This window comes from Pseudomonas sp. H3_E07, assembly GCF_054668895.1.
This window is the reverse complement of record NZ_CP162795.1, coordinates 5,155,967-5,174,849: the sequence shown is the minus strand read 5'-3', so window position 1 is coordinate 5,174,849 and position 18,883 is coordinate 5,155,967. Positions and strand designations below refer to the sequence as shown.

The 18,883-nt window shown below is 62.6% G+C and carries 19 protein-coding genes; 6 read left to right on the top strand and 13 right to left on the bottom strand.

All coding sequences use genetic code 11. The features are described 5' to 3' along the window. Positions 1 to 36 precede the first annotated feature (36 nt). The 8 genes from AB4O08_RS23840 to AB4O08_RS23805 form a co-directional block, all read right to left on the bottom strand. The gene (locus AB4O08_RS23840; RefSeq protein WP_460114395.1) at positions 37 to 489 is read right to left on the bottom strand and encodes an alpha/beta fold hydrolase; all 453 of its coding nucleotides are present in this window, start codon (positions 487 to 489) and stop codon (positions 37 to 39) included. Then, complete coding sequence (locus tag AB4O08_RS23835; protein WP_021492770.1) at positions 482 to 1,231, bottom strand: HvfC/BufC N-terminal domain-containing protein; 750 nt, start codon at positions 1,229 to 1,231, stop codon at positions 482 to 484. The genes AB4O08_RS23840 and AB4O08_RS23835 overlap by 8 nt, the downstream gene beginning before the upstream one ends. Then, complete coding sequence (gene bufB / locus AB4O08_RS23830) at positions 1,228 to 2,052, bottom strand: MNIO family bufferin maturase (RefSeq protein ID WP_010209552.1); 825 nt, start codon at positions 2,050 to 2,052, stop codon at positions 1,228 to 1,230. Before bufB ends, AB4O08_RS23835 begins: the two co-directional genes overlap by 4 nt. A 59-nt stretch (positions 2,053 to 2,111) precedes the next feature. Beyond that, positions 2,112 to 2,393: a BufA2 family periplasmic bufferin-type metallophore gene (gene bufA2, locus AB4O08_RS23825; RefSeq protein ID WP_106119303.1), complete on the bottom strand. Its 282-nt coding sequence runs from the start codon at positions 2,391 to 2,393 to the stop codon at positions 2,112 to 2,114. Between the two features lie 26 nt (positions 2,394 to 2,419). Beyond that, a complete protein-coding gene (locus tag AB4O08_RS23820; protein WP_010209550.1) occupies positions 2,420 to 3,181 on the bottom strand; it encodes an alpha/beta fold hydrolase in 762 nt (253 codons plus the stop codon). Positions 3,182 to 3,199: 18 nt separating this feature from the next. Beyond that, positions 3,200 to 3,607: a DoxX family protein gene (locus AB4O08_RS23815; protein WP_431479770.1), complete on the bottom strand. Its 408-nt coding sequence runs from the start codon at positions 3,605 to 3,607 to the stop codon at positions 3,200 to 3,202. After that, the gene (locus AB4O08_RS23810; RefSeq protein ID WP_010209548.1) at positions 3,604 to 3,876 is read right to left on the bottom strand and encodes a BufA1 family periplasmic bufferin-type metallophore; all 273 of its coding nucleotides are present in this window, start codon (positions 3,874 to 3,876) and stop codon (positions 3,604 to 3,606) included. Before AB4O08_RS23810 ends, AB4O08_RS23815 begins: the two co-directional genes overlap by 4 nt. A gap of 467 nt (positions 3,877 to 4,343) precedes the next feature. Continuing rightward, positions 4,344 to 5,204: a Dyp-type peroxidase gene (locus AB4O08_RS23805; protein ID WP_106119305.1), complete on the bottom strand. Its 861-nt coding sequence runs from the start codon at positions 5,202 to 5,204 to the stop codon at positions 4,344 to 4,346. Positions 5,205 to 5,342: 138 nt separating this feature from the next. On the opposite strand from AB4O08_RS23805, the gene AB4O08_RS23800 reads away from it, so the two are divergent. Both AB4O08_RS23800 and AB4O08_RS23795 read left to right on the top strand, forming a co-directional pair. Further along, the gene (locus AB4O08_RS23800; RefSeq protein ID WP_460114394.1) at positions 5,343 to 6,959 is read left to right on the top strand and encodes an NADP-dependent glyceraldehyde-3-phosphate dehydrogenase; all 1,617 of its coding nucleotides are present in this window, start codon (positions 5,343 to 5,345) and stop codon (positions 6,957 to 6,959) included. A gap of 23 nt (positions 6,960 to 6,982) precedes the next feature. Then, positions 6,983 to 8,041, top strand: a complete 1,059-nt coding sequence (locus tag AB4O08_RS23795; protein ID WP_460114875.1) for an FUSC family protein — start codon at positions 6,983 to 6,985, stop codon at positions 8,039 to 8,041. A 181-nt stretch (positions 8,042 to 8,222) separates the two neighbouring features. Here AB4O08_RS23795 and AB4O08_RS23790 read toward each other — a convergent pair whose 3' ends face one another. Beyond that, positions 8,223 to 8,981 carry a TetR/AcrR family transcriptional regulator gene (locus AB4O08_RS23790; RefSeq protein ID WP_010209536.1) on the bottom strand — a complete coding sequence of 253 codons (759 nt, stop codon included), beginning with the start codon at positions 8,979 to 8,981 and terminating at the stop codon, positions 8,223 to 8,225. 360 nt (positions 8,982 to 9,341) lie between these two features. On the opposite strand from AB4O08_RS23790, the gene AB4O08_RS23785 reads away from it, so the two are divergent. Genes AB4O08_RS23785 through AB4O08_RS23770 form a run of 4 tightly spaced genes read left to right on the top strand, consistent with a single transcriptional unit; the run spans position 9,342 to position 13,968 of the window. Beyond that, entirely contained in the window at positions 9,342 to 10,046 is a 705-nt protein-coding gene (locus AB4O08_RS23785; protein ID WP_042572136.1) for an ABC transporter ATP-binding protein, read from the top strand. Continuing rightward, positions 10,043 to 11,260 carry an ABC transporter permease gene (locus tag AB4O08_RS23780; RefSeq protein WP_460114393.1) on the top strand — a complete coding sequence of 406 codons (1,218 nt, stop codon included), beginning with the start codon at positions 10,043 to 10,045 and terminating at the stop codon, positions 11,258 to 11,260. The genes AB4O08_RS23785 and AB4O08_RS23780 overlap by 4 nt, the downstream gene beginning before the upstream one ends. Then, positions 11,253 to 12,731, top strand: coding sequence for a TolC family protein (locus AB4O08_RS23775; protein ID WP_042572134.1), 1,479 nt, complete (start codon positions 11,253 to 11,255; stop codon positions 12,729 to 12,731). The genes AB4O08_RS23780 and AB4O08_RS23775 overlap by 8 nt, the downstream gene beginning before the upstream one ends. Continuing rightward, positions 12,721 to 13,968 (top strand): efflux RND transporter periplasmic adaptor subunit, encoded by a 1,248-nt coding sequence (locus AB4O08_RS23770; RefSeq protein ID WP_460114392.1) that lies wholly within the window; start codon positions 12,721 to 12,723, stop codon positions 13,966 to 13,968. Before AB4O08_RS23775 ends, AB4O08_RS23770 begins: the two co-directional genes overlap by 11 nt. Positions 13,969 to 14,271: 303 nt before the next feature. Here AB4O08_RS23770 and AB4O08_RS23765 read toward each other — a convergent pair whose 3' ends face one another. From AB4O08_RS23765 to AB4O08_RS23750, 4 genes are read right to left on the bottom strand one after another with little or no spacing between them, the layout of a single operon-like run. Next, positions 14,272 to 15,663, bottom strand: coding sequence for an FAD/NAD(P)-binding protein (locus AB4O08_RS23765; RefSeq protein WP_460114391.1), 1,392 nt, complete (start codon positions 15,661 to 15,663; stop codon positions 14,272 to 14,274). A 12-nt stretch (positions 15,664 to 15,675) separates the two neighbouring features. Continuing rightward, positions 15,676 to 16,443 (bottom strand): ABC transporter ATP-binding protein, encoded by a 768-nt coding sequence (locus AB4O08_RS23760; protein WP_042572131.1) that lies wholly within the window; start codon positions 16,441 to 16,443, stop codon positions 15,676 to 15,678. Positions 16,444 to 16,446: 3 nt separating this feature from the next. After that, on the bottom strand, positions 16,447 to 17,787 hold the full coding sequence (locus AB4O08_RS23755; RefSeq protein ID WP_010209526.1) for an ABC transporter substrate-binding protein: 1,341 nt from the start codon (positions 17,785 to 17,787) through the stop codon (positions 16,447 to 16,449). A 46-nt stretch (positions 17,788 to 17,833) separates the two neighbouring features. Beyond that, the gene (locus AB4O08_RS23750; RefSeq protein ID WP_010209525.1) at positions 17,834 to 18,883 is read right to left on the bottom strand and encodes a branched-chain amino acid ABC transporter permease; all 1,050 of its coding nucleotides are present in this window, start codon (positions 18,881 to 18,883) and stop codon (positions 17,834 to 17,836) included.

The window sequence follows — 18,883 nt, the reverse complement described above, 5'->3', positions numbered from 1 at the left end:
TTTTTTCAGGCGTGGATTGGCTGGCTGTCAGTAGTTTCATGTTCGCCAGTGCCCGGTCTTCGCCATAACCCCCACCGCCTCGCCAAAACCGGCCTGGGGTGCGGTGTTCAAGCTGACCAGGCCCACGCAGCGGCTCGGTTTCAAGGCCGCAGCACGGATGGCCACCCGTCCGCCGACGTCCACACCGGCGAGCACAGCCTCAGGAATATGCAGCGCGTTCATCAATTCCAGCACATCCTGGCCCTGTACCGCCTCATCCTGCCCGCGCAGGTACGGGACGATCACCCGGAAACCTTGCGCAGCCAGCGGTCCGGTGATCGCTGCAAACGCGTTCACATCCGCCGCCAGCAAAATGATCGCCCGGCTCTCCTCCGGCCCGAACACTGCATAGCGGATCTCTCCGTCATCAATGCTGACCTGTTGCACTGCCAATGCCGGTGCGGCCATCACCACCGCCGCCAACAGCAAAAAACCACGACGATCAAACATGACGGACTCCCACTATCAATTCACTGCCCAGCCAACCGGCCAGGTATTCACCCGCCTGCATCACGCCCGCTTCTTCCCCCAGGCGTTGCACCAAGTACTCACACAGCCCAGCGAAACTGCCATCGGCCTGCAGGTGTTGCACGGCCAGTAGCTCCAACGCATCCACCTGGCGCAAACGCGACGTGAACTGCCGTCGCCACACCAGCAAGCCACCCGCTTGCGCCAGCATTACCGCTTCCGGCACCGGTGCGTCCTGCCACAGCGCCGACCAGATGGCCTCGGCATTGGTGGTCAGGCCGTGGCAGCGCAGCGACGGCGTGAGCTGCAACACCGCCGTGTCCCAATCCAGCTCGGCCAAGGCCTCCAGGGCCAATGGCTGTGCGTCGGCGGCGACAAAGGCTTCATTGAGGGCCGACTCGATCCAGGCCAGCTCATGCACATCCGGGTTGCCTGGGAACACCTCTTTCAAAGTGGCGTAGAAGCCCTCCGGGTACGCGTCCAGGGTCCAGGCGTGAGGCGGATGACGGTCGATATGGGTGATGCTCGCGGCCAGGAAGGCTTCCTCCCCGACCCAACGACGCAGGTAGGGAAACGCCTGCTCCAGGCAACCGACCAACTGCGCACGGTAGTTGTTCTGGTACACCGCCAGGCCGGCGTGGTGATTGCCCAGCGCCTGCGCGGATTCATCCGACGCACTCACCAACCAGCGGCGAAAGGTCTGTTGTAGCTGCGCCAGGTTCATCGTTGCGCTCCCAACGTTCGGGCCATGGACAACTCCTGAAGCAGTTCGGCGAGCGGCGGGATCTCATCGTCACGCTCGATCATGGTCGCCACCGGGCCCAGCCGGGTCATGGCCTGGGCGTACAGTTCCCAGACTCCGGTGCACACCGGGCTGTCATGGCTGTCGATCAACATCTCACGGCCTTGACTGTGGCCGGCCAAGTGCACCTGGCGCACGCGCTCGGCAGGGAGGCCATTGAGAAACGCCAGGGCGTCGAAACCGTGGTTGCTGGCGCTGACGAACACATTATTGACGTCCAGCAGCAGTTCGCAGCCGGTGCGCTTGGCCATGGCTGCAATAAATTCCCATTCGGTCATGGAGGCGCCTTCAAACGCCAGGTAGCTTGAGGGGTTCTCGAACAACATCGTGCGGCCCAACACGTCCTGGGCTTGCTGGATATTGGCACACACCCGATCCAGCGCCTCGTCGGTGTAAGGCACTGGCAGCAAGTCATGGGAATTGAAGCCAGCGCTGCGCGACCAACTCAGGTGGTCGGACACAAACAGGGGCTCGACTTCATCCACCAGCGACTTGAGGCGCTTCAAGTAATCCGCATCCAGCCCTTCGGCGGTGCCGATGGACATGGACACACCGTGCAGCGCCACCGGGTAGCGCTCGCGGACTTGTCGCAGGATATGCCGGGGCTGACCGCCCGCGACCATGAAGTTTTCGGAGATCACTTCGACGAAATCCACGGGCACCGAGGTCTCCAGGAAATCGCAGTAATGCTCCTTGCGCAGTCCCAGGCCGTAGCCTGAAAAGTGAGGATTGGATGTCGACATTGAGGGGCTCCAATAACCCTTTAGGAGCGGGTTCGCCCGCGCCTAAAGGGGGTGAGGCGTTATTTAGGTTCAGTCAAGGTACCGCCAGCCTTGAGGCACTCGGACGGGGTCTTGACGATCACGCCTTCGCCTTTGCAACTGTTGAGGCCTTTGCAGTCGTTCTTGGCGGTGGCGCACAGGCTGGTGCCTTTGCAGGTGTTGACGCCGTAGCAACGGCCGGGCTTTTCCGGCGCGTCGGCGGCGCTGGCGGCGCTGGCGGCGGTAGCGAACGAAGCGGAGGCCATGGCGATCAGGGCAGCCGCGGCAGCGAGGCTCAGACGGGATTTGAGTGCAGTGTTCATGGGTATTGCTCCAGGGTTGGGGTGAATTACTTGATAACGGAAGCAGCGTCTTCGATGACCTTCGCCACAGCCTCAGGCTGGGAGATGTACACCGAGTGGCTGGCCTTGATTTCGGTGACCTTGGAACCCGCGCGTTTGTACATCCAACGCTGCAGGTCCGGGCTCAGAGCGCGGTCTTCGGTGGAGACCACGGCATAAGTCGGTTTTTTGTGCCAGGCCGCGGCCCATACGGTGCCGCCGAACAAGGCGGTGGTCGCCGGCACTTGGGAGGCGGCCATGAAGTCGGTGCGGTTGGTGGTCAGGTCGGCAGCAAAGTCGGCGTTGAACTTGGTGCGGTCGAAGAACAGATGACCGTCGCGGCTGGCCTTGATGTCATCGCTGGGCGCCGGCATCGAGCCGATCAACTGGGCCATGTTCTCGCCCACTTCCGGCTGCAGCGCCGAGACGTAGACCAGCGACTTGACCTTGTCGCGGTCGCCGGCAATCGAGATCACCCCGCCACCTGAACTGTGGCCCACTAGCACCACCGGCCCGACTTGCTGCTCCAGCACTTCGCGGGCCTCGGCCACATCGGCGGCCAGGCTCTCGTGGCCCTGGTGCACCACGGTGACCTTGTAGCCCTTGTGAATCAGGATGTCGTGCACCACGCGCCAGCCGGAACCGTCGACAAACGAACCGGGCACGATCACCACGCTTTTACCAGTGCCGGGCTGCGGGGCATCTGCCGCCTGGGCCAGCATCGGGACAGTCAGGGCCATGGCAATGGCCAGGGAAGAAAGCATACGCATTGGAAATCTCCATCAAAGTTAAGAACGCTTGCCTGAGATGAGGCGGTCCAACGACCAGGCCCCACCGCCGTACGCCAGCAGCGGCAACAACAGGCCCGCCCAGGTGAGGTGCACCGGCCAGGCGGCGGGGTACACAAACACCTCGATCACCAGGGTCATGCCCAACAGCGCAGCAGCGGCCGGGCGGGTCAGCAGGCCGAGCACCAGCAGCAGCGGGAACAAGTGCTCGGCGTAGGTCGCCAGGTGCGCGGCCCAGTCCGGCGGAATCAGCGGCAAGGCGTATTCCGAACGGAAAAGCGTGTAGGTCGACGGTTTGAGTTCAATAAACCCCGTGACCTTGGTGCGCCCCGACAGGAAGAACACCGCCGCGATCGCCACCCGTGCCACCAGCAACAACAGGGCATCGGGAAGCAGGCGCTGGATCACGGCTGCTCCGTCAGGCTGCCGAAGCCTTTAGGGGTCTTGATCTGGGTGCAGGTGCCTTTGTCCACCAGTACCCAGGCGTTGCCCTGGTAGTCGGTGGTGGAAGTGGCGGCGCATGAGGTGCCAGCGCCTGCGGCGCAGTCGTTGGCACCGGCCAGGGCCACGCCGAAGCACTTTTCCTGGGGCTTGGGTTCATCGGCATGGGCCACGGCCGCGAAGGCACTGAGGGACAGGGCGAGGGTTGCCGCGAGGGCTGCGTAAGGACGCTTCATGGGGTGAGTCTCCTGGCTTGACTGAGTATGGCCAGGGCGCCTCGGGGTCGGTGACCGCCTGCGCCAGCTGGTGTGCAGAGTTAAAGCCAGGCGTGTATCCGGTCTGTGTCGCGAACGCGATAGAACGTCATGCGGGTGTATCAGGAGGGTGCGGGGATACAGTTCGATACACAGTTACTAAAACAATGCCAACCCCCCGGCGATTGCTTCGGCATCCCTATCGAGATAATTAGATATATTTGCCTTTACGAACGATGGCGCTTGCGGGTCGTCGACGACCGCAAGAATCACCCTGAATTTCATGCGGTTGTGGTCATGTTTGTTAGTTGATGGCCCGAGGTCATTCCGTTGAAAAAATATGTGTTTCCAACGGAATGTTTGGCGCGGCCCAATCGTTGTTGTACCTGAAGCTGCCCGCCCCCCATCACCTTCAGGAACGGTTTTATGACGGGTGGCCTACGCGTGATTCAAGCCAGCGCGCTCAGGTCCAGGTGCCCCTCCTTGATCGGTGGGCACCAGTAGTAACCGCCGGTCAACGGTGTGCTGATGCGGTACAGGCCATCGACAATGCCATCTTCCAGTCCACTCATGCGGCGCAGTTGCGCTTCGAATGCATCGAAGGAGTGGCCGAACGCGAGAAACATCAACCCGGCCTGGCCGTTCTCCGCCCAAGGCATGGAGCGGCGTACCACGAAGGCTTCCGGGGTGAAGCTTTCCTGGGCGGTGCGTTTGGTGTGGGCGGACTCGGGGGCGTCGTCGAGTTCTTCGTTGTCGCCATGGCGGCGACCGATGATGTAGTCGCGCTCCTGCGCGGGCAAGGCGGCGAAGCCGTCGAGGTCGTGCTGCCATTGCTGGATCGCGGCAAAGCTGGCGCCGCTGTCGGTCAGGGCGGCTTCAACCGCCGCATCGTCGTGGGGGTTCTCGGTGCCGTCTTCGTAGTCGGTAAGGTCGAAGCCGGTCTTGTAGCGGAAGCCTTCGGTCATCTGCACCAAGCGAAACGCCGGGGCCAGGGCTTTTTCGAAGGCGCGGCTGCGCAACAGCAACTCACCACGGTCCACGCCGTGCAGCCATACCCACAGCGCGTGCTGGGTAGAGGGGTTGTGCGCACCCGGCCCACTGACGGAGGGAAAGGCGCGCAGGCCTTCAATCCGGGCGCCCAAGGCATTGACCAGCGGCTCGCCAAAACCGACCACCGCCGCCGAATCGGTCAACTGCACCAACGTGTCCAACGCAGCGTGCACGGCGGTCAGTGAGTCCACGGCAAAAAACAGATGGCGTGCCTGCAACGGCACCGGTGCGGCAAGAATGCCCGGCTGGTACTGACTCATGTGAACTCCTTCTGAAAAGCCGCGCAGTTTAACCTTCAGCCACAACACTGCGTACAAGAAAGCGCGCAAGCCTTGCCATAGAGCCTGTTGTTGGGTGACTCTCTAGTCATGTTTTGCAACTATTCCAGGGGTAGTGACATGACCACCAGCAACCTGCTTGCCCAGCTGTTTCCAGACTCCGCCGCCGAGATTCCCGAGCAATTCCAGCTGGGAGCGCCCATTGAACAGCGTGATTACCTGGTCGATGGCCAGTTGAAGGTGTGGAACGGCCCCTTGGCCAAGGTGCAAAGCCCGGTGCAGTTTGGCGACGAACGTGTGCACATCGGCAGCACGCCGTTGCTGGACGCCGACACCGCCCTCACCGCCCTCGACGCCGCCGTTCGTGCCTATGACCGGGGCCAGGGTGAATGGCCGACGATGCGTGTGGCTGAACGTATCCAACACGTCGAAGCCTTCCTGCGCCGCATGCGTGAACAGCGCGACGCAGTGGTCAAGCTGCTGATGTGGGAAATCGGCAAGAACCTCAAGGACTCGCAGAAAGAGTTCGACCGCACCTGCGACTACATCACCGACACCATCAACGCCCTCAAGGAACTCGACCGCCGCTCCAGCCGCTTCGAACTGGAACAGGACACCCTCGGCCAGATCCGACGCGTGCCGCTGGGCGTGGCCCTGTGCATGGGCCCGTATAACTACCCGCTGAACGAAACCTTCACCACGCTGATTCCGGCATTGATCATGGGTAACACCGTGGTGTTCAAGCCGGCCAAGCTTGGCGTATTGCTGATCCGACCTTTGCTGGAAGCGTTCCGCGACAGTTTCCCGGCCGGGGTGATCAATGTGATCTACGGCAGCGGCCGGGAAACCGTCAGCGCACTGATGGCCAGCGGCAAGATCGATATCTTCGCGTTTATCGGCACCAACAAGGCTGCCAGCGATCTGAAAAAACTGCACCCCAAGCCACATCGCCTGCGCGCCGCGCTGGGTCTGGACGCGAAAAACCCCGGCATCGTGCTGCCCGACGTGGACCTGGACAATGCCGTCAGCGAAGCCGTCACCGGTTCCTTGTCGTTCAATGGCCAGCGCTGCACCGCGTTGAAAATCCTCTTCGTGCATGAAGACGTCGTCGACCGCTTCATCGAGAAATTCAACAAGAAGCTGGGCACGCTCAAACCCGGTATGCCGTGGGAAGACGGTGTGGCGCTGACGCCATTGCCCGAAGTGGGCAAGGTGGATTACCTCAACGGCCTGGTGGCTGACGCCGCGCAACAGGGCGCCACGGTGGTGAATGAAGATGGCGGTGAAAGTCGTGGATCGTTCTTTTATCCGGCGGTGCTGTACCCGGTGAACCCACAGATGCGCGTGTACCACGAGGAACAGTTCGGCCCGGTGGTGCCGATCGTGCCCTACCGCGACCTGGAGACCGTGATCGACTACGTGCTGGACTCGGACTTCGGCCAACAGTTGAGCATTTTCGGCACCAGCGCCGCAGAAGTCGGGCGCCTGGTGGACACCTTCGCCAACCAGGTCGGCCGTATCAACATCAACGCCCAGTGCCAGCGCGGCCCCGACACCTTCCCGTTCAACGGACGCAAGAACTCGGCAGAGGGCACGCTGTCGGTACATGACGCCTTGCGCGTGTTCTCGATCCGCACCCTGGTGGCGACCAAGTTCCAGGAGAGCAACAAGGCGCTGGTCAGCGACATCCTGCGCAACCGCGATTCGAGTTTCCTGACCACCGATTACATTTTCTAGAGGACGATTCGTCGTTGATTAACCTGCACCTGCCTGTGTTTGCCCGGCGCCTGCTGCGCCCACTGCTCGACCCGTACCGCCGCTATCGCCATGCCAAGCTGATCCATGCCGTGCGCGTGTCCATCGGTTTGCTGGCGACCATCCTGCTGACCACCGGCATCAACCTGCCGCATGGTGAGTGGGCCTCGGTGACCATGCTGGTGGTGATCGGCGGGTTGCAGCACCATGGCAATATCGGCAAGAAAGCCGTGGAGCGCGCCTACGGTACGTTGATCGGCGCCAGCGTCGGGTTGTTGCTGGTGGTGCAGGAGGCGTACGTCGGCCAGCCACTCCTGACCTACCTGTTGATGTCGGTGGTGTGCGGGTTCTTTTCCTATCACGCCATCGGCAAGGGTGGGTACACCGCACTGTTGTCGGCGATCACGGTATTTATCGTCGCAGGCCACGGTGACAACCCGCTGTCGGATGGGTTGTGGCGCACCGTGGACATCCTGATCGGTATCGCCCTGGCCCTGGCGTTCTCCTTTGCCCTGCCGCTGTATGCCGTGTACTCCTGGCGCTACAACCTGGCCAGCGCATTACGCGATTGTGCCCAGATCTACAGCCGGATCATCAATGGCGAGTCCGTCACCAGTGATGAACACCTCAAGTTGCTCAACCGCCTGAATGCGGCGATGTTGCAGTTGCGTTCACTGATGCGGTCGGTGTCCAAGGAAGTGCGCATTTCCATGACCGAACTGGACGCGATCCAGCGGCATCTGCGCCTGTGCATCAGCACCCTGGAGATTCTCGGCAACACCCGGCCCGACCCTCGCGATGAACAGGCGATGGCGCGCATGCGGGGGGTGTTGAAGGCCGAACATCGGCAGATCCGCGTGCAATTGGTGGGGATGGCACGGGCATTGAAGTCAGGGGTGACGGAGCGCTTGGAGCGCCAAAGCCATGCGGGTGTCGAGCCAGCACTGGATGCTCCGGTCTACAGCGCGTTGGATGGTTATCGGCTGCTAACCCTGCAATTGGCGCAGAACGTGGACGCGATGCGCCAGCGGCTGGCCAAGAGTGCGGGGCGCTGGAAAATCTGAATCCGCTGGGTGGAAGAGGAAAATTCCGATGTGTTCACACATTTCAGAAATTTCACAGTTTGTCTTACAAAGTTTTCACGCTTTATTCACATCTCGGAACGTAATGTGAAGCCTCATCCGTTACAAATGTTGCACATCAAGCCCGCCGCCCCAGCGGGCTTTTTTTTGCCTGGGATTTGCGTCAACGCGCGGCCTTGCTCGCTGGTGCCATGGCCTGCTCACGAATGGCACGCTGGGTATCCAGCACCTTGGCCAAGGCATTTTCTGCCTCCGGGCTTTGTTGCGGTACCCGAATCGCCGCTGACACCAGCGTGATCAACTTGGCCATCACCTCGGCATCCGTGGCCGGACGGCCCAGGCTCATGGAGTTCATCAGCAGGCGCAGCTCGGTGCCGGCCATCACCCCGGAAATCGCTTTGAGGGCAAATTGCAGACGCACGCCCAGTTCATTGCGCGGCAGGTCCGGCAAGGCCAAGGCAAAAGCCTCGAAAAAACGCTGGAACACCGGCTGGTAATGCACCTTGAGGTATTCCTGGATAAACGGCGACGTGTCGCTGTACACCCGCCCCAGGAAGCGGATGAATGAACGCCCTTCCCCACTGGCGCTGGCTGGATCGCTGCGCTCCAGGCCCATGGCCGGGGCGAACAGCACGCCGAGCAACGTGTCGCAGTCCAACGGGCCGTCGGACTCAGCCTCACAGCGCGCAAGCAGTTCCAGGCGCTGCTCGTTGAGCGGCTCCAGGCGCTGTTTGAGCAGGGTTTGCATCAGGGAGTCCTTGTCCCCGAAATGGTAGTTCACCGCAGCCAGATTCACCTGGGCACGCTCGGTAATCTGCCGCAGCAAAACCGCGTCGTATCCGTATTTGATGAAGAGAGCCTCTGTCGCATCCAGCAATCGAGTCTTGGTAATGTTTGGAGCGCTGACTTTCTTCGCGACCATAGAAGTTCCACATGGGAAATATTGTTTAAAAAAATAATTTGATTTTTTATACCGGGGCCATCGTTCGAAAGCAAGTAGTGACACACCGCCATATGATCGAAAGCCTCGGCCGGCGGGCTCGACGGGGGAGTCCCAAGCGGGTTTTGAGCTGCCTTTCGCCCTCGCAGGTAGGCATTTTCCCAAGCTTGAGCCGCTCTATATCGATGGCTGGCGGAGCGCCTGGAACGCGGTTAGTATTCAAACAATATTTTAAAAACAAGAAACAAAAGCAGTCCATGACGCATCCCCGGCCAACTTCCCAACTTGTTACAAAGCTTTACTGGGGCGGCTGACGGCAGCGTCGAGACTGAAGGCGTATTCATGACAGATACCCCCGCGCACCCAGGCTTGATCTCCCTGCAAGGCATCGGCAAACGCTATCAGCTGGCCGGGCAGCACCTGTCCATTCTCAATGATGTGTGCCTGTCCATCGCCCGCGGCGACAGCTGCGGCATCCTCGGCGCCTCCGGCTCCGGCAAAAGCACCCTGCTCAATATCCTCGGCCTGCTGGACCTGCCCAACTGTGGCCAATACCACTTTGCCGGCCACGATATCTTCACGGCCACGCCCGACCAGTTGGCGGCCATCCGCAACCAGCAGATCGGTTTTGTGTTCCAGAGCTTCAACCTGTTGCCACGCCTCAGCGCTCTGGACAATGTCGCCCTGCCCCTGAGTTATCGCGGCGTGTCGCGCCATGAATCGGTGGAGCAAGCCCTGCGCATGCTCGAACAAGTCGGCCTGGCCGACCGCGCCCACCATCGCCCCGCCGACCTGTCCGGCGGCCAGCGCCAGCGGGTTGCCATTGCCCGGGCGCTGGTAGGCAAGCCCTCGGTGATCCTCGCCGACGAACCCACCGGCAACCTCGACAGCACCACCGCCCAAGACATCATGGAACTGCTGCTGACGCTGAACCGCGAACAACAGGTCACCCTGATCATCGTCACCCACGACCCACACATCGCCGAGCGCCTGGACCGCAAGATCCTGGTGCGCAATGGCGTGGTGCAAGAGGCCGGGCGCCCATGACCGAGCGGGTAAAGAGCAGCCTGCGGGTCGAACAGAACTTCAGCCAACTGCTGCATGAAGCCTTCGTCAGCCTGCGCACCCTGGGCAAGCGCTCGATCCTGGCCCTGCTGGGTATCGTGATCGGCAGCTCGTCGGTGGTTGCGCTGATCAATATCGGCCACAACGCGGCAGTGGATGCCGCGATGATTTTCAAGGACATGGGCACCGACACCCTGATCGCACAGTTCCCCCCCAAAGGCGCCAGCACTGTCCCGATGCCCGCCCGCCTCGACCTGGACGCCGTGCGCCAGACGGTGCCGGGCATTGCCCATGTCGGCGCCCTCACACTGTTCAGCGGCCCCATCGTGTTCCATGGCCGTACCGTCAACGCCAACTTAGTCGGCAGCACCCCGGACATCAAGGACGCGATGCGCTTGGCGTTGCAACAGGGGCGCTTCCTGTCGGGTTTCGATGCCAACGAAACCTATGGTGTGATCGGCGACCAAGTGGCCCAGTCACTCGGAGCGCCAGGTGACCCGTTGCGTTTGGGCGATCGCGTGCGCATCAACGACTACCTGTTCCTGATCGTGGGCATCCTGCGCAGCCAGCCACGGGCGATGCTGATGCCGGTGCAAGCCAACGAGTCGCTGTTCATTCCCGCCGAAGGCATGCGCCGCATCTATGCAACGCCGCAGATCGGCAACCTGATCATCCGCGCTGCGCCCGGCCAGGACATGGAGCGTATCGCCAAGGACGTGGCTGTCGTGCTGCAACCCCAACTGACCGACCACGATGTGGACATCCAGGTGCCCCAGCAGATGATCGACGGCATGACCCGGCAAAGCCGCACCTTCGCCTACCTGCTGCTGGCCCTGGGCGCAATCTCACTGGTGGGCGGTGGCGTGGGGGTGATGAACGTGATGCTGATGAACGTTTCGGAGCGCCGCCGCGAGATCGGCATCCGCATGGCGCTCGGCGCGCGTCAGCGAGATATCCGCAACCTGTTCCTGCTCGAAGCCGTGACCCTCACCGCCGTCGGTGCCCTCTGCGGCGCCGTGCTGGGCCTGACCGCCGCCTGGTTGTACGCCTGGCTGTCGGGCTGGGAATTTGCCCTGGCGATTGCTGCCTTGCCATTGGGGGTGGGCAGTACGTTGCTGGTGGGGTTGTTCTTTGGCATCTACCCGGCGGTCTCGGCCTCACGTTTGCAGCCGGTGGAGGCCCTGCGCGATGAATAAATGGCTCTGGCTGCTCGTCTTCGCCAGCCTGCCCGGCATGGCCGCCGACGTGGTAATCAAGCCATCGGCACCCAGTACGACCCGCAGCGGCTATGACCGGGGCGTCTCGTTGAATGCCCAGGTCACCAGCCTGACCCTGGGCGACGCGGTGTACCTGGGTCTGCGCAACAACCCGGCGATCCGCAGCGCCTACCTGCAACGGGTGGCGCAGAAATTCGACCTGCGCGTGGCCGAAGACGAGTTCAACCCCAAGCTCACCCTCAACAGTTATTACCGCAGCACCCGCGGCTCGGCCGACAATGCGCGCAATGCCAACGTGGCGCCGGCCACCAGCCTGCTCGGCGAGTACGGCACGCGCCTGAGCATGGCCTGGACCCAGCAGTTGAACAACGCCGACCGCGCCGGCCGCTACCGCAGTGACGGCCTTGACCTGGCGATCATCCAGCCGCTGATGCGCGGCGCCGGCTGGGACGCCACCACCGCACCGCTGCGCCTGTCACGGCTGTCGGAGCAGGCCAACCGCCTGAACCTCAAGGCCACCGTGGCACAGACCATCAGCCAGATCATTGCCACCTACCGCGAACTGCTGCGCGCCCAGGAGCAGTTGAGCATCGTGCAGGACGCCCTCAAGCGCTCCGGCACCTTGCTGGAAGTGAACAAGGCGCTGATCAATGCCGGGCGCATGGCTGAGTTCGAGATCGTGCAGACAGAAGCCGATATCGCCACCCAGCAACTCGGCGTGGAAGAAGCGCAGAACCAACTGGACACCAACCGCCTGGCCCTGCTGCGCCTGCTGGCCCTGGACCTGTCCACACCGATTCGCGCCACCGAAGCCCTGGAGGCCAGGCCCATGCAGATCGACAAGCGCCAGGCCTTTACCCTGGCCCAGACCCAGCAACCGGAGTACCTGGCGGTCTTGCTCGGCAGCCAGCAGGCCGACCTCAACCTGGTAATCGCCAAGGACTCCGGGCGCTGGCAGGTGGACTTGGTGACAGGTGCCAACCAGATACGCGCCAACACCGATAACAACGCCGGCCGTTCCAACAACCGCACCTGGGACAGCTACGCCGGGGTGCAGGTGCAAATCCCCATCGGCGACATCAGTACGCGCCAGGCCGAAGTGCGCGCGCGGGTGAATGTGGAGGATCAGGAGATCCGTATCACCGACGCGCGCCAGGCCCTGGAGCGCAGCGTCAATGATGTGGTGCGCGACCTCGGCACCCGTTGGCGCCAATATGAAATCTCCCAGCGCGCCGTGGAATTGTCGCGGCGCAAGATCGAGATCGAGCGGGAAAAACTCAGCGCCGGACGTTCCACCAACTTCCAGGTGCTGAGTTTCGAGACCGACCTGCGCAACGCCGAAAACGCGCAGCTGAATGCGCTGATCGCTTATTTGAACGCCCAGACCCAGCTCGACTTGACCCTGGGCATGACGCTGGAAAGTTGGGAAATTGCCCTCAATGACTACTAATCAGAAACGCCTGCTGGGCGCTGTACTTATTCTCTTACTGGGCGGCGCGGTCCTGACCTTGCGCAGCCCGGCCTCCGATCCGGTTGGCACCCAAGAGCAATGGCAGGTCGTCAAGCCCGAGGCATTGGTGCACCAGATCGGCCTGGTCGGCAAGATCGAGCCCGACACCACTATCACCCTCACCGCGCCTTTCGACGGCAATGTGCAAGCCAACCTGGTGGAGCAAGGCCAGCGCGTCGAGGCCGGCCAGGTACTGTTGCGCATGGACCCGGCGACCCTGGAGGTGCAACTGCGCGACGCCCTTTCCGCCCAACTCAAGGCCCGGCGCACCGTGCAAGAAATGCAGGACTGGGACAACGGCCCCACCGTCACCCGCGCGCGCCGTAGCTTACGCACCGTCGAAATGACAGCCAGTAATACCCAGCGCAAACTTACCGAAAGTGAAAACCTGTTCAAGCGCGGCATCATCCCACGCAACGAACTCGATGACCTCAAGCAGCAGACCCAGCAGCAACAGCTGGACCTTGCCTCCGCGCGCAGCGAACTGCAGCAGGCCATCGACCAGGGCAAGGGCGAATACCGCCAGATCGCCGACATGGAACTGACCAATGCCACGGTGAAATACGACGCCCTGCACAAGCTGCTCGAAGGCAAGGAAGTCAAGGCGCCGTTCTCCGGCATTGTGGTGCCACCACCCGGCAATAATTCACCTCAGGCTGGCGGCAACAACACGGCCCCGGTGCAAGCCGGCAGCAAGGTCAGTCAGGGTCAGGTGCTGTTTGGCCTGGCGAACATCGAACGGCTTAAAATCGTCGCCAAGGTCTCGGAGCTGGACATCAACCAGTTGCATCAGGGCCAGGCAGTGGAAGTGCTGGGGGATGGTTTTGACGGCGAGCGACTGACTGGCTCGGTAAGCGTGGTGAGCGGCTTGGCGATTGCCGGTGACAGCCAGGGCAGCGCGCAGTTTCCAGTGACCCTGTCGATCCCCAAACTCACGCCGCAGCAGTTGCAGCGGGTGCGGCTGGGGATGAGTGCGCGGTTGACTATTGTGACTTACAACAATGCGCAGGCGATTGTGATTCCGAGCCAGGCGATCCGGGCGGATAAGACGGTCGAATACCGCGAGGCGATGGATAAGCCGTCGGAGCGGGTGAAGGTGACCACCGGGCAAGCGACGGCCCAAGGCGTGGAAGTGTTCGGCCTCAAACCCGGCTTCGTGAAAACAAACCCCTTGTAGGATCTGCCTTGCCCGCGAAGCCGACCTGACAGCCAACCACTCTCCAACGGTTGCCCCGCGACCCAAATGTGGGAGCTGGCTTGCCTGCGAAGCCGACCTGACAGCCAACCTCTCTCCAACTGTTGCCCCGCGATCCAAATGTGGGAGCTGGCTTGCCTGCGAAGCCGACCTGACAGCCAACCACTCTCCCACTGTTGCCCCGCGATCCAAATGTGGGAGCTGGCTTGCCTGCGAAGGCAGCCTGACAGCCAACCACTCTCCTACTGTTGCCCCGCGATTCAAATGTGGGAGCTGACAAGCCCGCTACAGGGTGAGTCGTGCGGCCAGCGCCTTGGCTTGCAGCGCTACATCCGTCACTGCGGTGCTCTCCCACCACATCCCGCGCAACGGCGGGCCCATGGCGAACAGGCGCCGGCTGATAGTGCCCTCGGCGTCCAGCACCGCGCCCGACGCATCCGCCGCAATCCCCAACGCCAGCGGCCCGGGGCGGACCAGTCCACGTTTGAGCAATTGCTGCGGCAGCGGACGAGCCACACGGCGCCAGTCGTATTCGATGCCGCTGGAGTTGATCAGCGCTGCACCCGAAACCAGGGTGATGGCTTGCTCGCCGCGATGACGCAAGCGAATGGTCACGCCTTCAGCCGAAGGCTCCAAGCCCTTGAAGGAGGCTGCCCGAATCCGCAAACGCCCCTCATCATGCAAGCGTGCCACCAACTGCGCGCTCAACGGCGGCGAACGGTGATGATGGCTTTCCCACCACGGCCGCACATGCCGCACGAACTGGCGTTTCTCGCGCTCGCTGGCCTGGCTCCACAGGCGGCCGATGTGCGCGCGCACGGTGTCCAGCGGCGCTTGCCAATCAATGCCCTGCGTTTGCGCGATAGCGCATTGCCGACGGACTTCGCGCAACAACTGCCGTGGGCTGCGCAGACGGTGATCCTCGCCGAGAAAATCCACCCAGCTCGGCGGTTGCCGGCGCACATGGGGCAGCAAGCCGTGACGCGAGAAAACCTCGACGGGCCCGCGATGCCCGGCCTGTTCCAGGGAGACCACGGCGTCGACCATAGTCAGCCCCGCCCCGATGATCAGCACCGGCGCTTGTGGGTCAATCCCGGTCATCGCCTTGACATCCCACGGGTCCACCGCCGCCGCGTTCAGCCCTGTGGATTCAGTCTGTGGTGTACGGGCCGCCGGGAACATGCCGGTGGCCAATACCGCAAACCCGCCGCGCAGTTGCTGGCCGTTATCGAGGGTCAGCAGCGTCGAGGCTTCCTCCACTTGCAGGTCGACCACTTCGCCGCGCACGTGCTCGACGCTGGATGCGGACTGCGCCCTGGCCTCAGCCAAGCGCTGCTGGGCGTACAAACCAAAAATCCCGCGCGGCGGGAACAGTTCGCTGATCGGCACGTGTTGCTGGTCGGACTCGGGCCAGCCACCGGCGCCGATGTAGTCGGTGAGCCATTGGGTCAGGTCGTCGGCATTGTCCGGGTCGACACTCATGCGCGCCGCATTGCCGTTCAGGGTATGGCCCAGTTCGACAGCACTGTAGGCCTCGCCGCGCCCCAGTTCCGCGCGCGGCTCGATCACCAGGATCCGGCGTTGGCCAGGCAGGCGCAGCAGTTGCACGGCCAGCATCGTGCCGCTCAGGCCGCCGCCGATGATCAGTACATCAGCGTTGCGGATGGATTCAGTCATGCAGAGTCGCCCTTACCGTTTGCCCAGATAAATGTCATGCAAGTCACCCCGCGCCAACAGTTCAGCGGCACTGCCACTCAAGGCCACGCGCCCAGTATCCAATACGTAGCCGTGGGACGCATAGTTCAGCGCGACGTTGATGTTCTGCTCGGCGATCAGGAAGCTCACCTGCTGCTCGCGGTTGAGCTGACCGATGATCTCGAAAATCTCCTGCACGATCATAGGCGCCAAACCCATGGATGGCTCGTCGAGCAGTACCAAAGTAGGACGGGTCATCAACGCCCGGCCGATGGCGACCATCTGCTGCTCGCCGCCCGAGGTGAGGCCGGCGCGGGTGTGGCGCTTGGTCTTGAGCCGTGGGAACCAGGCGTAGAGGCGTTCGAGGTCGTGCTCCATCTCCTGGCGGCTCAGGCGCCGGACAAAACCACCGCTGCGCAGGTTATCTTCCACGCTCAGTTGGCCGAACACATGGCGACCTTCCAGCACGTGGACCATGCCCTGGCGCACGCGCTGGCTGGGGTCGATGCCGGCCAGGTCGGTGCCAGCGTATTCGATCGTGCCCCGGCTGACCTCGGCCCGCTCGGCACGCACCAACCCGGAGATGGCCTTGAGCGTGGTGCTCTTGCCGGCGCCATTGGCACCGAGCAAGGCCACGATCGCGCCCTTGGGTACGCTCAGCGACACACCGGCTACCGCGAGGATCGCGCCGTCATAGATCACTTCGATGTCGTTGACGCTTAACAGTGCCTGGCTGGCGGATTCAGCGGCGGGCTGGCTCATGGTTTATTCATCCCCGGTGCAGGTACGCGGCGTCAGACCTTTTTCCTTGGCGAACGCTGCCGATTTGTCATCGATCAGCGGGCGCAACAGCGCGCGGTCGGCGGCGATCCAGTCGCTGATCAGCGTCCAGTTGGCGCCGTCCCACTGTTGCACTCGCGCCGACCCACCACCTTCATGGTCGCGGCACGACAGCTTGAGGTTCTGCATCAGGCCCAGGTAGCCCATGTCCTTCAAGCGCGCATCGTCGATGTTCAGGTGCTCCAGGCCCCAGCGGCCTTCTTCGCCATTGAGCGGGCGCTTGCCGAACTTGGCCTGGCCGGTGCGAATCGCTTCTACCGCCACGGCGGCGTTCACCAGGCCGGAGTTGTAGTAGACGCTGCCGAAGTTCTTCAGGTCCTTGAGGTCGCTGTGGCCCTTGTCGAGGATGTACTGCTTGAGGCGCTTGTGGATCTCGAAATCAGCCCCGGCCGGGTATGGCGTGAGGGCCAGGTAGCCCTTGGCGGCGGCACCGGCGGGCAACACGTCTTCGCTGGAGCTGGCCCAGATATCGCCGATGATGTGGTCGACCGGGAAGCCGAAGCGCGCGGCGGTCTTTACCGCGACCGGCGTGGACACACCCCAGGTGCGCAGGAACACCCAGTCCGGGTTGGCCTGACGCACCTGCCGCCATTGCGCGGATTGTTCGTTGCCGGGATCGGCCACCGGAATCTGGATGTTTTCGAAGCCGTACTTTTCCGCCAGCAACTTCAGCGGGCCGAGGGTTTCGCGACCATAGGCCGAGTCGTGGTAGACCGTGGCGATCTTCTTGCCCTTGAGTTTGTCGAAGCCGCCTTCGCGCTGGGCGATGTAGTTCACCAGCGTCGATGCCTCGCTGTAGAAGGTCAGCATCACCGGGAAGTTGTAAGGGAACACGGTGCCGTCAGTGGCTTCGGTGCGGCCGTAGCCGAGGGTGATCAGCGGGATCTTGTCGACCTCCGCGCGCTCGCTCAGCGCATACGCCGCTGGCGCGCCGTTGGGCTGGTAGACCGCGACCGGCGCGCCATCCAGGCCATTCTTGAAGCGCTCATAGCACTCGATGCCCTTCTCCGCCGTCCACTCGGTTTCGCACTCCTGCCACACCAGCTTTACGCCATTGATGCCGCCTTCGACCTCGTTGATATAACGCAAATAGTCGATCATCCCGGCCCACACCTGCACACCGCTGGAGGCGTAGGCGCCCACGCGATAGGTGGCCAGGGGAATGAACTGCTGGTCCGGCGAGGCCGTCGCCTGGGGGACCGCACCGGCCAGGGTTGCCAGCGTAAACGCGGCGCCGATCAAGGAACGTTTCAAGGATGCACGCATGGGGGCTCTCTATCAGTCAGTAAAGTAAACAGTCAGTCGAAAAGGCTCAGAAACGCAGCGGCCACTGCCGCACACGGTCACGCAGGTTGTGCAACAGGCGAATCAAACCCTCGGGTTCCTTGATCAGGAACACGATGATCAACACGCCAAAGATAATTTTCTGCAGGTTCTGCAACTGCCCCGCATCCACCGAACCGCCGAAGAGTGCCTGGCCGGCATGGCTGAGGAAGATCGGCAGCAGGCTGATGAAGGCCGCACCGACAAAGTTGCCGGCGATGCTGCCCATGCCACCGATAATGATGATGAACAGGATCTGGAAGGAACGATTGATATCGAAGCTACTGGCGCTGGCCGTGCCCAGGTAGGCAAAGGCCCACAGCGCGCCGGCAATCCCTAAGTAAAACGAGCTGACCGCAAACGCCAGGCGCTTGTAGCGCACCACCGGGATGCCGACCACGGCGGCGGCGGTGTCCATGTCACGGATCGCCATCCAGTTGCGCCCGACCTGGCTGCGCACCAGATTTATCGCGGTCCAGGTCAACAGCAGCACGGTGACCAGGGTCAGCAGGTAACGGCCCAACGGCGTGTTGAGGTCATGACCGAACAGCGCCAGCTTCGGCGCGGAAATGGTCCCTGACGAACCGTAGTTGTAGAACCAGGGGAACTTGACGAACAGCCACTCCAGGAAAAACTGCGCGGCCAGGGTGGTGACCATCAGGTAGAAGCCCTTGATCCGCGAGCTCGGCAGGCCAAACAGCAGGCCGACCAAGGCGCTGATGATGCCACCGCCGAGCAGAGCCACCGGCAACCCCAGCTCCGGCAGGCGCAGCAAAAACCCATAGGTCGCAAACGCGCCGACGGCCATGAAGCCGGCCGCCCCCACTGAGGTCTGGCCGGTGTAGCCGGTGAGCAGGTTCAGGCCCAGCCCGGCCAGCGACAGCACCAGGAACGGGATCAGGATCGCGTTCAGCCAATAGTCATTGCCCCACAGCGGCACCACGATAAAGGCCAGCGCCAACAGGCCGATCAGGGCCCAGGGGATGCGCCGCTGAATCAGCAGCAACGGCGCGGTGTCTTGAGCAACGGGGATCGACAT

Excerpts from the sequence above, each read along its gene's own strand:
- AB4O08_RS23840 (WP_460114395.1), bottom strand. The coding sequence starts at position 489 with ATGTTTGATCGTCGTGGTTTTTTGCTGTTGGCGGCGGTGGTGATGGCC.
- AB4O08_RS23835 (WP_021492770.1), bottom strand. The coding sequence starts at position 1,231 with ATGAACCTGGCGCAGCTACAACAGACCTTTCGCCGCTGGTTGGTGAGT.
- bufB (WP_010209552.1), bottom strand. The coding sequence starts at position 2,052 with ATGTCGACATCCAATCCTCACTTTTCAGGCTACGGCCTGGGACTGCGC.
- bufA2 (WP_106119303.1), bottom strand. The coding sequence starts at position 2,393 with ATGAACACTGCACTCAAATCCCGTCTGAGCCTCGCTGCCGCGGCTGCC.
- AB4O08_RS23820 (WP_010209550.1), bottom strand. The coding sequence starts at position 3,181 with ATGCGTATGCTTTCTTCCCTGGCCATTGCCATGGCCCTGACTGTCCCG.
- AB4O08_RS23810 (WP_010209548.1), bottom strand. The coding sequence starts at position 3,876 with ATGAAGCGTCCTTACGCAGCCCTCGCGGCAACCCTCGCCCTGTCCCTC.
- AB4O08_RS23805 (WP_106119305.1), bottom strand. The coding sequence starts at position 5,204 with ATGAGTCAGTACCAGCCGGGCATTCTTGCCGCACCGGTGCCGTTGCAG.
- AB4O08_RS23800 (WP_460114394.1), top strand. The coding sequence starts at position 5,343 with ATGACCACCAGCAACCTGCTTGCCCAGCTGTTTCCAGACTCCGCCGCC.
- AB4O08_RS23790 (WP_010209536.1), bottom strand. The coding sequence starts at position 8,981 with ATGGTCGCGAAGAAAGTCAGCGCTCCAAACATTACCAAGACTCGATTG.
- AB4O08_RS23785 (WP_042572136.1), top strand. The coding sequence starts at position 9,342 with ATGACAGATACCCCCGCGCACCCAGGCTTGATCTCCCTGCAAGGCATC.
- AB4O08_RS23780 (WP_460114393.1), top strand. The coding sequence starts at position 10,043 with ATGACCGAGCGGGTAAAGAGCAGCCTGCGGGTCGAACAGAACTTCAGC.
- AB4O08_RS23775 (WP_042572134.1), top strand. The coding sequence starts at position 11,253 with ATGAATAAATGGCTCTGGCTGCTCGTCTTCGCCAGCCTGCCCGGCATG.
- AB4O08_RS23770 (WP_460114392.1), top strand. The coding sequence starts at position 12,721 with ATGACTACTAATCAGAAACGCCTGCTGGGCGCTGTACTTATTCTCTTA.
- AB4O08_RS23765 (WP_460114391.1), bottom strand. The coding sequence starts at position 15,663 with ATGACTGAATCCATCCGCAACGCTGATGTACTGATCATCGGCGGCGGC.
- AB4O08_RS23760 (WP_042572131.1), bottom strand. The coding sequence starts at position 16,443 with ATGAGCCAGCCCGCCGCTGAATCCGCCAGCCAGGCACTGTTAAGCGTC.
- AB4O08_RS23755 (WP_010209526.1), bottom strand. The coding sequence starts at position 17,787 with ATGCGTGCATCCTTGAAACGTTCCTTGATCGGCGCCGCGTTTACGCTG.
- AB4O08_RS23750 (WP_010209525.1), bottom strand. The coding sequence starts at position 18,883 with ATGTCGATCCCCGTTGCTCAAGACACCGCGCCGTTGCTGCTGATTCAG.